Raw genomic sequence first — 11,751 nt, 5'->3', positions numbered from 1 at the left:
CGGCTTTTTTTGTTTAATGCAGATGCAAAGTTGTCATGCCTGTTTCATTTGTAACAACCTCAACTACTTTATGTTGTTGTTTATAATTTAATCACTACATTTGATATGTGTTTAAACATGTAAATTAAAAACGCTGACAATCATGTATAATTTAAAGATAATCACATCAACCGTACGCCCGGGACGTAAAGGCCCCATAGTAGCTAACTGGATAAAAGAGGTAGCCAACAAAACAGGTAATTTCAACGCCGAGGTGCTTGACCTGGGCGAGATCAACCTGCCGTTAATGAATGAGGCCGTGCACCCCATTATGCAGCAATACGAGCACGAACACACCAAGCAATGGAGTGCCAAAATTACCGAGGCTGATGCTTTTATATTTGTTACCGCCGAATACGATTACAGCTATCCGGCACCGTTAAAAAACGCACTGGAGTATTTAGTGCATGAGTGGGCCTACAAACCAGCCGGTATAGTAAGCTATTCGTTAGGGCAATTCGCAGGAGTGCGTGCGGTATCAAACCTGAAGGCTGATCTGTTGAATTTGCGTACCATATCATTATCCGAAGGGGTGAACATAGCCAGCCTTAACCAGTATATTGATGAGAACGGCATCTTCTCGCCAAATGAGCAACTGCACCATGTTGCCGATGTTATGCTGACGCAATTAGTGCGCTGGACAAAAGGTTTGGCAGCCATCAAGGCTGATCAGGTATAAGTATAATATATCAAAGGCATCAGTTTGTGCTGATGCCTTTTTCGTTTTCGCATTTGCCTAAACTAATCGTTAGGCTCCAATAACAGGGAATAATCAACCCCAAGGGCATCGGCTATTAAAAAAAATCGTTCAAGGCTGATCTTCGAGTAGCCGAGTTCAATTTTACTGTAAGAGTTTTGCGAAATATGGGCTTTCATGGCCACGTAATCCTGTGAATAATTGAGCGATTCACGTATCCGCCTGATATTGGCCGATACCTTTTTGATTTTTGAATACATATGCTTTTCGGTTTATTAGGTATAAGTAATTACTATGATATACGTGGGTGTTATATCATTAGTTTTGAGTTTGATAAATAATTGTTAATAATATAGAATTTGTTACATAACGCTCCCGTTTAGGCAAAAAACCTATATTTGACAATGATTGATGACACGGACCCGCTAAGCTCAAACACTACTCCCGCAAAAAGTATTTATACCTTACAATTTGGCTTGCTATGCCTCAGCTCACTGCTATTTTCGGCAAGTTTTAATATGCTGATCCCCGAGTTACCTGCTTACCTGAGCAGCCTGGGCGGTGCAGAATATAAAGGACTCATCATCGCGTTATTCACGCTTACAGCAGGTATATCGCGCCCGTTCAGCGGCAAGTTTACCGATACCGTTGGCCGCGTGCCTATTATGGCCGTAGGCTCCATAGTATGTTTTATTTGCGGCTTTTTATACCCGCTGCTGGCCAGCGTTAGTGGCTTTTTGTTTTTAAGGCTGATACATGGTTTTTCAACCGGGTTTAAACCAACAGCCACAGCAGCCTACGTGGCCGATATTATTCCGCAAAGCCGTTGGGGCGAGGCATTGGGTATACATGGTTTATGTTTTAGTACGGGTATGGCCATTGGTCCGGCAATTGGCAGCGCTATTACTTTGCATTTTTCTATTAATGTGTTGTTCTATTGCTCGTCGGCACTGGCGCTCATGTCCATCATTATATTGATGAACATGAAGGAAACCCTAAAGCAAAAACAACACTTCAGCTTCTCGCTGTTCCGAATTTCAAAGAGTGATATCATTGATCGCCATGTTATCCCGGCAGGGGTGGTAACACTAATATCTTACATGCCTTACGGGGCTATATTAACCGTGATTCCGGATTGGTCGGAACATTTAGGCATCGCCAATAAGGGTATGTTCTTCATGGTGTTTACCATCGCTTCGTTACTTATCCGTTTTGTGGCGGGCAAGGTGTCCGACAGGCATGGCCGTGTTAATGTTATCCGTGTGGGTATAGCTATCATAGCCCTGTCGCTTGTGGTGGCAGGTTTCGGCTCAACACCTTTTGTGTTAATGGCGGGCGCGGTATTATTCGGCATCGGCTCGGGCATCGCGTCACCGGCCATAAATGCCTGGACGGTAGATCTAAGCGATCCGCAATACCGTGGTAAGGCTGTGGCTACCATGTATATCTCGCTTGAAGCCGGTATTGGCTTGGGGGCGTTGCTCGCAGGCGCTTACTATCAGGATGTGCTGGCACGCATACCCGTAAGCTTGTTTATTTGCGGCGCTATCGCGCTATCAGCTTTAATGTACATGCTGGTTTGGAAGCGCACACCGTTCTACATCCCGCGCGAGGGCTGATCTGTGTTAATTTAATTATTACCCAAAACATTTTTGCCCGGTGCGGTTTAAATAAAGCAAACATCAACCGTAAAAAAACATGGGCATATTACAATCAAAGGTAGCTTTTATAACCGGTGCCGATTCAGGCATTGGCAGGGCAACGGCCATAGCGTTCGCGCGTGAAGGCGCATCGGTAGCCATTTGCTATCACTCCGACGAGGAGGGAGCCAATGAAACCAAACAACGCATTGAAGAACAAGGCGTACGTGCGCTATCCTTCAAACTCGATGTTACCGAAGAAGATAGTGTTAACGTAGCCATCGACGATATCATCAACCAATTGGGCGGCCTTGATATATTAGTGAACAATGCCGCCGTAAACGGCTCAAATATTAAGGTAGCCGATATGGATACCAAAACTTTTGATACCTGTATACGCACCAATGTTTACGGTCCGTTTTTTACCTGCCGCAAGTTTGTTCAGCATTTAAGGTCGGCTAACATCAAGGGCAAGATCATCAATATATCATCCATCCACGAAGAAATAGCCACACCCGGCAATGCCGACTATAATGCCTCAAAAGGCGCGTTGCGTAATTTTACCCGTTCGCTGGCCCTTGAGCTCGCCGAAAGCGGTACTACCGTGAATAACATTGCCCCCGGCATGATACTCACACCCATGAATCAAAAGGCAATAGATAACCCGGAGCAGCTTAAGGAAGCTACGTCACATATTCCGGCTAAACGTGCCGGCAAACCAGAGGAAATTGCAGAGGTAGCGTTGTTTTTAGCATCTCCCGCGGCTAACTATGTCACCGGCTCAACCTATACTATGGATGGTGGCCTGATGATCAACTTAGGGCAGGGCGCTTAAGTTTTTATAAACCAAGTTATTTAGGGGATAATAACCTGGTGATATATAGCATTTAATTAATGCTATACCCGTTTTCGCGTATGATAAGGTTACGGTTTGAAGCCGTTTTATGCGTAAGGTAAAAATTATGCTCTCACAAATGCCTGAGATGCTAATACCTCATTGTATTTTTCAAGTAAAGCTATATATTTATCTTTCCATTCTGAGTGGTTGCTATCCGCGCCCTGATGGCTTGAATTGCGGATGTTCTCACTGCTGAATACATCTGATGTAAACAGGTGTGGAAACTCTACTGAAAAATCGTGGTTAATGGCCAGTCCGATCCGGTGAATAACGTTCTTCTTTAAAAAAGAACTTTCGAACCAGTTGTACAATGTGCGTCTGTTTACATTTAAACTCAGCGCAAGGTCTGTTAAACTGATGCCCCGCCTGCGGATGGCATGTTCAACAAGTTGTCCGTGATGATTGGGATTACTCATGTATGATAAAATGTTCGGTTTTAATGTGTTTTAGTGCAATGATATACGTCACTTTCACATATATCTACCACAAAAGAACAACTTTAACGTTAATATAAAGCACATGGTTACAATGAGTTATTAACACAATATTCCAAAATGGTGTTAATAACTTGTGGAAAACAATTTCGCCCTGAAATTGTAGAGGCTCAAAAACAGTATATATAGCCAAATTTTACGATTGTAATAAATTATCACTAAACGTAAAAAACTTTCAATAATGTGGATAACTTTTTGAAATATTCTTAAAAGGAGTGTTTTTCCCTTGCGAAATATGCGAAAACAGTATTATTGCTGTGAAAAACATTGTTCAATGTTATCCTAAAATAAATGTATTGTAATGTAAATGTGTTGTATTACAATGTATTATGTATAAGTTTTTGGTTTGATCTTCCTCGATATTTTCATTATTATTTTTCCAATATCATACCTGCCGAAAAATTACACAAATACGTAACAGATAGCTTTACGTAAAATGATGTGATAACACGTATCAGTGTAGCTTGTTAATAACGTATCTGTTTGCTGGTCAAATCGTTTTCAAAAAATGATGATGTATAAAATACACTGTGAAGCTACTGTGCAATCGTGTTGTTGAACCGGCGGGCAGTTGAAAATAGGTAACCTTTTAGATAGTTTTGAGCTGCTAAAAAAAATACATAAAGTTAAATTAGGGAAGGCTTTAAGCAGCGAGTGCTTAAAGCCTTTATTTTTTTAACTGAATTTTGGTTGATGCTTTTATAGTGACTTTATTTAGGTTGACCACAACGGTACCGCTTTCAAAAAAAGTACTATTTTTGTTGCTATTGCATACATGAACGAACCTACTTTCAACTACCATGACGAAGCCTTCGGGCTTGATGCCGCGGCTGACTATACCTTGCTGGTGCAACTGCACAGCAATAGTTTTACATACGCTGTAACAGCAGGCGATAAACTATTGGTTTGCGAAAGTGGGCATCCGCTTGATGAGCTATCTGCTCCCGAAGAACTTACCGATTTGTTAGAGGCTGACTACAAGCAATTGGTAATTGGTTTACCCGCTACAGGCTTTTCATTAATTCCTGCCCGGGTATATAATGAAGCCAGCGTGGCAGATTACGCCCGTTTACTCAATGTATTGCCAACCGAAAGCACATTCACGCAAAAGCTCGATACCGAAAACTACATTGTATACAAAGCTGATACCCGCATAGCCGATCTGGCTAAAAAGCGTTTTGGACTGGAGTATACGGTTTTTAATGCAAAGGGTTGGGTAAAGGCCATCGGCGCAAATGCACCGGCTGATGATACGCTGTATATTAATTTATTGGATGGGCGTATTGAGTTGCTTTACTACAGGTACGGCAAGGTGCGTTATTACAATAGCTTTGAATACACCGGCGATAACGATGCCATATACTTTGCCGCCCTCGCTGCCAAGGCTATCAATATGGAGCCTGCTGATGTGCGCCTGGTATTAAGCGGAGCGATTGAGAGCGATGATGAACTGATTGCTGCCGCATTGCAATACTTTAAAACTGTTGAGCTTAATACCATAAGTACAACCACATTACCAAGAGAGATAGAAGCGCAGCAGATACTATCATTAACCGCCTTATCGCTATGCGTATTATAGGGGGTAGGCTGCGTGGTTTGCGGTTAAACCCGCCTAATAATTTACCTGCTCGCCCAACTACCGATCTGGCTAAGGAAGCCCTGTTCAATATCCTGCAGAATCAAATTGAGCTGGAGGATATTAAGGTACTCGACTTATTTAGCGGTACCGGCAACCTGTCGCTTGAGTTTTCATCAAGAGGGGCGAGCCTGGTTACAGCGGTTGATCGTAACATTAACGGACTGAATTACTTGAAGGACATGGCCAAAAAGCATGGCCTCGAAAACATCAAAACCTATCGTGCCGATGTTTTTAAGTATCTGGAAATGGAAACAGAGCAATATGATGTAATATTTGCCGATCCGCCGTATGATCTGAGCCGGATACCTGAAATTGCCAAAGTGGTTTTTGAAAAAGATCTGCTATTGCCCGGCGGCTTGCTGATCATCGAGCATCAATCCATGCAAAATCTGAGTAATCACCCTGCTTTTACGGAGCAGCGTAAGTATGGTCATTCCTCATTCTCATTCTTCAAAAAAGTGAATCATCAGGACCGAATAAGCCTTTGATCTTTTGCCAGAAAGAACTCACGCCCACAGATATATTTCCGTTTGATATTTTAACAGGATAGGTGCGCACATAGTCGCCTTGCCCGGTGCTGCCGCGCCCATTTTCGAGCGAGTAGGAGAAGCGGTGCACAGGGCATACCAGCTTACCATCCTTACACCAGCCACGGCTCAAATCTTCGCCCGCGTGCGGGCATCGTGCGGCTAAGGCGTATATATTACCCTCATACCCCACAACACAAATATTTTTGCCATCGGCCTTTATTTTTTTGATGAATGTGTCGGTAGGGTTTATATCATCAACTTTAAACCACTTCATGCTTAAAAATCAACCTGCAAGTTCATTACGGCAGGGTTGCGTATAATTTCGTCCATATCGGTAACCAAGGTAACGCTGCGCCTGTCTGCTGATAGTACTGCCTTGGGGTTGTTTACCTTTTTTACCGGTTTGGCAAAGTTAAGCACAACTTTGTAAGGCATATCAATAAGCATAGCCTTAGCCATTACCAGGGTTGATTGTGTGCGCTTTAAAAACGCGTTGAATTTTATCTTATCCACTATCCTGCGGAAACGGGTTGGCGTTATCTCGTAAGTATAATAATCCTGGCTACCGATCAATGATTTTGAATCAGCCTCGGTATTACGGCTTTGCCCTTTGGTTAGCGCGCTTAGCTGGCTGCTTTGCGATATTTTAGATATGTTTTTCAGATAATATTCCAGGTCGGCAGTGTTTTTGGCGTAATGGCTAACCCTTACCCGCATCAGGCTTTTTTGCAGATCCATTTTAACTGCCAGGTCGCTGGTTTGCGCCAGTTTGATATCCTCGGCTGTCATGCTGTGCTGAATGCTGTCGGGTATGGCGCTGTAAAAGTTGAGCACTGTATCCTTTTTCATGGCGAATTGCGGGGTGGTCCGCAACGAGTCGGTCATGAGGTTTTGCAGTACAGATATGGCCCGGCTCATGTCAAAACCATAAACTACCTTGCACGATCCATCCGCAGCAAAACTGTAACGCTCCTCAATATCAACGCATGATGATAGCAAGAGCATGGTTATGAGGGTGATAGGCAGGTAAAGTTTTTTCATTAAGGTAAATTTAAAGTAAAATAACTAATATTCAATAAAATAAAAAAAGCAGGTAAAATGGCTTAATTCGCTAATGTGTATATTTGCCGATTATTACTATGGCACATCAAATTCCGGACGACGGCACATTGCTTCCATTAATGGAAGAATTTTACACGATACAGGGAGAGGGATACAATACCGGTAAGGCTGCATATTTTATCCGCCTGGGCGGCTGCGATGTGGGCTGCCATTGGTGCGATGTTAAGGAGAGCTGGGATGCCGAACTGCATGCCCTTACCGCTGCCGATACCTTAGTTGAACATGCCTCAAAACATCCGGCAAAAAATGTGGTGGTAACCGGTGGCGAGCCGTTGATCTACAACCTTGATTACCTTACCGCGCAATTGCAGGCCAGCGGCATACGTACCTTTATTGAAACATCGGGCGCTTACCCGCTATCGGGCAAGTGGGATTGGATATGCCTGTCGCCAAAAAAATTCAAAGCACCATCGCCTGATGTTGCCACTATGGCCGATGAGCTGAAGGTGATCATCTTCAATAAATCCGACTTTGAGTTCGCCGAGAAAAACGCGTTAACCGTATCGCCCGATTGTAAGCTGTTCTTGCAGCCCGAGTGGTCGCGCGCAAAGGAGATGACCCCATTGATTGTTGATTATGTAATGAGCAATCCGAAGTGGGAAATTTCACTACAAACGCACAAGTTTTTAAATATTCCCTGATTGTTGTAACTTGGGTTATATAACCGTATTGTAACCCTATGCGATTTATTTCTCTACTGTTCTTGCTATTTTTCGCAACTATTACCGCTTTTGCGCAAAACGGTCAATACACCAGCACGGATAAACAAGCCATTAGCCATTTTGCCGAGGCCAACCGATTGATGGACGAACGCTTGTTTGACGAGGCGATTGTGGAACTCAATAAAGCCATTGCCGAGGATAGTAAATTTGTTGAAGCCCACATTCAACTGGCCGATCTTTCACGCCGCAAGCGCGATCATAAAGCCGCTATTGAGCATTACCGTAAAGCCATTACCCTTAATGCCGACTTTAACCGTGCGGTTTACCTTAAGCTGGGCGAGATAGAAGTATCAGAGGCTCAATATGTTCAGGCTAAGCAGCATCTGCAAAAGTATCTTACATTCAATAACATCACCCTGCAAAATATGGCCTATGCCCAAAAGCTGATAGGTGATTGTGATTTTTCTGTCGAGGCTATAAAAAATCCGGTTGCCTTTAAGCCGATGAATATTGGCACCGGCGTAAACTCTGCCGATGATGAGTATATGCCCGTGGCTACCGCCGATGAAAGTACCCTGATATTTACCCGCAAGATAAACGACAACGAAGATTTTTATAAGAGTGAAAAAAAGGACGGCAAATGGCAGGCCGCGACTTATTTAAGCAGCAATATTAATACGCCAAACTATAATGAGGGCGCGCAATCCATATCTCAGGACGGGCATTACCTGTTTTTTACAGGCTGTAACCGCCCCGATGGGCGTGGTAAGTGTGATATTTATATTGCACAAAAACATGGGGATGATTGGGGCAAGCCTGTAGGTATAAACCCGCCGGTAAATACAGGTGCCTGGGAGTCGCAACCCTCAATAAGCGCCGATGGACGTACGCTATATTTTGTGAGTAACAAGGCCGGTGGTTTGGGAGGATACGACATCTGGAAAACCAACCTAACCGATAATGGCTGGACAGAACCCGAAAACCTTGGCCCAAGCATCAACACGCCTTACGATGAGCAATCACCATTTATCCATCCTGATGATAATACGCTGTATTTTTGCTCGAACGGCTGGCCGGGTTTGGGTAATAAGGATCTGTTTGTGAGCAGGCTTGATGCGAATGGAAAATGGCAAAAGCCCGAAAATTTGGGTTATCCCATTAACTCAAGCGGTGATGAGAATGGGCTCACATTGACCGCGCAAGGCAATTACGCTTTCTTTTCGTCGAACAAATTACAGGGCAGCGGCGGGTTTGATATATATATGTTTGAAATGCCGCAAAAGGCCAGGCCAAAACTGGTAACCTACGTAAAAGGTAAGGTTATTGATGCAAAAACCAAACAACCCCTCGAGGCTGATATCGAGATCATAGACCTGGAACGCAACCGCGATGTATACCGGGATTACAGCGGCGAACACGATGGCGGCTTTTTAGCTACGCTTACATCGGGTAAAAATTACGGGTTGAACATTTCGCGCAGCGGTTACCTGTTTTATTCGGAGAACTTTTCGCTGGTTGGGCAGGTGCCTAAATCGCCGTTTAATATAGAGGTGGAGCTATCGCCCATTGAGGTGGGCAAAAAGGTGGTGTTGCGCAATATCTTTTTCGATACCAATAAATATAACCTTAAGCCCGAATCAAAGGCGGAGCTGGCTAAGCTGATACAATTTATGAATGAGAACCCTACGGTGCGGATAGAAATATCAGGCCATACGGATAACATGGGTAATGATGATCTGAACAAGGTGCTGTCAGAAAACCGGGCTAAAGAGGTATATAATTATCTTATTAAAGATAAAGTACCAGCCGGGCGATTAGTATACAAAGGTTATGGCGAAACCCAACCCATTGCTGATAATAATACCGAAAACGGCCGCCAGCTAAACCGGCGCACCGAATTCAAGATCGTGGCTCAATAATTACAGCGCATCGTCGGCCTCGGCAGCGTACAGATCATCAATAGCCTGGGCGTATTTCTTTTCAATAACACGGCGTTTGGCTTTCATGGTAGGGGTTATCTCGCCTTCATCCATGCTGAAAGGCTTACGTTTTACCTTAAAGTTTTTGATACGCTCGAATTTTGCCAGCTCGTTTGAGTATTTACGTATATCCTCAGCAATCCATTTTACTACCTCGGCATCTTCAATAAAAGTATCCTCCTGTTCAAAAAAGCTTTCGGGCAGGCCAAACTTTGTTTGCAACGAATCTTTTGATGGGATAATGATAGCTGTGATATACTCGCGCCTGTCGCCAATTAAAAATACGCCCTCAATACGCGGACTTTTTAAATAAGTGTTTTCAACAGGGGTAGGGTACACGTTTTTGCCATAAGCGTTCACCAGCATGTTTTTCAGCCTGTCGGTTATCTGAATGTTACCTTTAAAGAATTTGCCGATATCGCCCGTATGGAACCATCCATCCTTATCAATAGCGGCGGCAGTATCTTCCGGCTTGTTCCAGTAACCCTTCATCACGCAGTGACCACGTACTATTATTTCCCCTTCTTCCGATTCAAAATCGGGCTTAAAGCTTTCGTGTGTCTGAATGGTATATATTTTCTGTGTGTCAATATTTTGTATGGCTACTTCAATGCCCGGTATAACCTTGCCCGCTGTGCCGTATACTTGCCTGTCCTGCTCGTTAACACTCATTACCGGCGATGTTTCGGTGAGGCCGTAGCCTTCTAAAACTTTGATGCCCAGGTCGCCAAAAAATTCGCCCACATTTTTAGGCAATGCTCCACCGCCCGATATCATGAACTTTAATCGGCCCCCGGTTTTCTCCTTTATCTTGCTGAATACCAGTTTGTCGGCAAGCTTATTCTGGCTGTTTAGTATCAACCCAGGCGACTTACCTGCCTCAACAGCGTAGCGATATTTACGCCCTACGTTAAGTGCCCATAAAAATATCTTAGCTTTTATGCCTCCGGCTTCGGTGCCGGTTTTCATGGCCCTGTCCTGTATGCGTTCAAGCAGGCGGGGTACACAGTTCATGATGGTTGGCTTTACCTCGCCCATGTTTTTAGCCAGCAGATCAAGACTTTGCGCGAATACTATCTTACAACCCGCCGCCAAACATATGTGGTAAGTAGCAGTACGCTCAAATACGTGCGACAAGGGTAGGAACGACAGGAATACATCTGTTTTTTCAACCACGGTGATCTGCATCAGGCTGGCCCAAACATTGGCTGTTAAGTTGTAATGCGTAAGCATGGCGCCTTTAGGCGTGCCCGTAGTGCCCGATGTATATATAAGGCATGAAAGATCGGACGGTAGGATAGCCTCGCGCGCTATTTTAATAGCCGATTCATATTGCTTCAGTAATGAGGTGCCTTCAGCAATAATCTGTTTAAAGCCGATGATGCCGGCGTTCAATACCGAACCGGAGATGTGTTTCTCAAAATCATCAAAAGCAGGTATAATGCGGATGAGCGCCGGGCAGTTGTTCGCTATCTTCTGTGTCTTACGAAAAAGGAATGGATTACCTACTAATATTGTGCGCGCCTGCGAATCATTTAATATATACTCCACATCCGCCTCGCTAAGGGTAGGGTAGATGGAGGTGTTAACGGCGCCTATTTGCTGTAGTGCCTGATCATAATATATATAGTCGGGCCCGTTCTCTATCATCAGGGCAATATGGTCGCCTTTTTTAATACCGATGTGCAGTAACCAGGCCGATACGGCATTGATTTTCTCCAAAGCCTCTTTGTATGATATATCCACCCATTCGTTTTTTACTTTATGGCTTAAAAAGGGATGAGTAGCCGGATGGATATTGTTAATTATATTATGTATCAGGCTGGGTACTGTAGCTAATTTGCTGTCAAAGTTCATTTAAGTTGACTAATTGGTTGTTGTTAAGACAAAGCTAAATTTATTTTATAAAATAAATTAAACAAGCGGATTTATACATCAAATCATAATGTAAAACGTTTTATTGAATTTTTATTCAATATTTTTTGTGATACGCATCATATTATGATATCGATAAGTAACAATTTAATTTTTTGTTATTTAATCAAATCATT

Annotated in this window: 12 protein-coding genes; 7 read left to right on the top strand and 5 right to left on the bottom strand. The window is 43.5% G+C overall.

Annotation, left to right across the window (positions count from 1 at the left end; translation table 11 throughout):
- The first annotated feature begins 142 nt into the window (after positions 1–142).
- The gene (locus tag IM792_RS20420; RefSeq protein ID WP_194103773.1) at positions 143–718 is read left to right on the top strand and encodes an NAD(P)H-dependent oxidoreductase; all 576 of its coding nucleotides are present in this window, start codon (positions 143–145) and stop codon (positions 716–718) included.
- A 62-nt stretch (positions 719–780) separates the two neighbouring features.
- Here IM792_RS20420 and IM792_RS20415 read toward each other — a convergent pair whose 3' ends face one another.
- A complete protein-coding gene (locus tag IM792_RS20415; protein ID WP_194103772.1) occupies positions 781–996 on the bottom strand; it encodes a helix-turn-helix transcriptional regulator in 216 nt (71 codons plus the stop codon).
- A 144-nt stretch (positions 997–1,140) separates the two neighbouring features.
- Here IM792_RS20415 and IM792_RS20410 point away from each other — a divergent pair, with 144 nt between their 5' ends.
- Together IM792_RS20410 and IM792_RS20405 are read left to right on the top strand one after the other, a co-directional pair.
- Positions 1,141–2,355: an MFS transporter gene (locus IM792_RS20410; protein WP_194103771.1), complete on the top strand. Its 1,215-nt coding sequence runs from the start codon at positions 1,141–1,143 to the stop codon at positions 2,353–2,355.
- A 79-nt stretch (positions 2,356–2,434) separates the two neighbouring features.
- A complete protein-coding gene (locus IM792_RS20405) occupies positions 2,435–3,211 on the top strand; it encodes an SDR family oxidoreductase (RefSeq protein ID WP_194103770.1) in 777 nt (258 codons plus the stop codon).
- A gap of 125 nt (positions 3,212–3,336) precedes the next feature.
- Here the strand turns inward: IM792_RS20405 and IM792_RS20400 are convergent, their stop codons facing one another.
- Positions 3,337–3,690 (bottom strand): hypothetical protein, encoded by a 354-nt coding sequence (locus IM792_RS20400; RefSeq protein WP_194103769.1) that lies wholly within the window; start codon positions 3,688–3,690, stop codon positions 3,337–3,339.
- A gap of 853 nt (positions 3,691–4,543) precedes the next feature.
- On the opposite strand from IM792_RS20400, the gene IM792_RS20395 reads away from it, so the two are divergent.
- Both IM792_RS20395 and rsmD read left to right on the top strand, forming a co-directional pair.
- The gene (locus tag IM792_RS20395) at positions 4,544–5,347 is read left to right on the top strand and encodes a DUF3822 family protein (RefSeq protein WP_194103768.1); all 804 of its coding nucleotides are present in this window, start codon (positions 4,544–4,546) and stop codon (positions 5,345–5,347) included.
- Positions 5,335–5,895, top strand: a complete 561-nt coding sequence (gene rsmD, locus IM792_RS20390; RefSeq protein ID WP_194103767.1) for a 16S rRNA (guanine(966)-N(2))-methyltransferase RsmD — start codon at positions 5,335–5,337, stop codon at positions 5,893–5,895. The genes IM792_RS20395 and rsmD overlap by 13 nt, the downstream gene beginning before the upstream one ends.
- Here the strand turns inward: rsmD and IM792_RS20385 are convergent.
- Together IM792_RS20385 and IM792_RS20380 are read right to left on the bottom strand one after the other, a co-directional pair.
- Entirely contained in the window at positions 5,858–6,211 is a 354-nt protein-coding gene (locus IM792_RS20385; protein WP_194103766.1) for a Rieske 2Fe-2S domain-containing protein, read from the bottom strand. The genes rsmD and IM792_RS20385 overlap by 38 nt on opposite strands.
- Before the next feature lie 2 nt (positions 6,212–6,213).
- Positions 6,214–6,978, bottom strand: coding sequence for a hypothetical protein (locus IM792_RS20380; protein ID WP_194103765.1), 765 nt, complete (start codon positions 6,976–6,978; stop codon positions 6,214–6,216).
- Positions 6,979–7,076: 98 nt separating this feature from the next.
- On the opposite strand from IM792_RS20380, the gene IM792_RS20375 reads away from it, so the two are divergent.
- Together IM792_RS20375 and IM792_RS20370 are read left to right on the top strand one after the other, a co-directional pair.
- Positions 7,077–7,700 (top strand): 7-carboxy-7-deazaguanine synthase QueE, encoded by a 624-nt coding sequence (locus tag IM792_RS20375; RefSeq protein WP_194103764.1) that lies wholly within the window; start codon positions 7,077–7,079, stop codon positions 7,698–7,700.
- A gap of 38 nt (positions 7,701–7,738) precedes the next feature.
- Positions 7,739–9,640 (top strand): OmpA family protein, encoded by a 1,902-nt coding sequence (locus IM792_RS20370; protein ID WP_194103763.1) that lies wholly within the window; start codon positions 7,739–7,741, stop codon positions 9,638–9,640.
- Here the strand turns inward: IM792_RS20370 and IM792_RS20365 are convergent, their stop codons facing one another.
- Positions 9,641–11,557 carry a long-chain fatty acid--CoA ligase gene (locus IM792_RS20365; RefSeq protein ID WP_194103762.1) on the bottom strand — a complete coding sequence of 639 codons (1,917 nt, stop codon included), beginning with the start codon at positions 11,555–11,557 and terminating at the stop codon, positions 9,641–9,643.
- Positions 11,558–11,751: the final 194 nt, after the last annotated feature.

Source organism: Mucilaginibacter sp. JRF (assembly GCF_015223065.1).
In the GTDB taxonomy this organism is placed as follows: Bacteria; Bacteroidota; Bacteroidia; order Sphingobacteriales; family Sphingobacteriaceae; genus Mucilaginibacter.
This window is presented reverse-complemented; position numbering and strand designations above follow the sequence as displayed.

Coding starts and splice junctions, on each gene's coding strand:
- IM792_RS20420 (WP_194103773.1), top strand. CDS start 143: ATGTATAATTTAAAGATAATCACATCAACCGTACGCCCGGGACGTAAA.
- IM792_RS20415 (WP_194103772.1), bottom strand. CDS start 996: ATGTATTCAAAAATCAAAAAGGTATCGGCCAATATCAGGCGGATACGT.
- IM792_RS20410 (WP_194103771.1), top strand. CDS start 1,141: ATGATTGATGACACGGACCCGCTAAGCTCAAACACTACTCCCGCAAAA.
- IM792_RS20405 (WP_194103770.1), top strand. CDS start 2,435: ATGGGCATATTACAATCAAAGGTAGCTTTTATAACCGGTGCCGATTCA.
- IM792_RS20400 (WP_194103769.1), bottom strand. CDS start 3,690: ATGAGTAATCCCAATCATCACGGACAACTTGTTGAACATGCCATCCGC.
- IM792_RS20395 (WP_194103768.1), top strand. CDS start 4,544: ATGAACGAACCTACTTTCAACTACCATGACGAAGCCTTCGGGCTTGAT.
- rsmD (WP_194103767.1), top strand. CDS start 5,335: ATGCGTATTATAGGGGGTAGGCTGCGTGGTTTGCGGTTAAACCCGCCT.
- IM792_RS20385 (WP_194103766.1), bottom strand. CDS start 6,211: ATGAAGTGGTTTAAAGTTGATGATATAAACCCTACCGACACATTCATC.
- IM792_RS20380 (WP_194103765.1), bottom strand. CDS start 6,978: ATGAAAAAACTTTACCTGCCTATCACCCTCATAACCATGCTCTTGCTA.
- IM792_RS20375 (WP_194103764.1), top strand. CDS start 7,077: ATGGCACATCAAATTCCGGACGACGGCACATTGCTTCCATTAATGGAA.
- IM792_RS20370 (WP_194103763.1), top strand. CDS start 7,739: ATGCGATTTATTTCTCTACTGTTCTTGCTATTTTTCGCAACTATTACC.
- IM792_RS20365 (WP_194103762.1), bottom strand. CDS start 11,557: ATGAACTTTGACAGCAAATTAGCTACAGTACCCAGCCTGATACATAAT.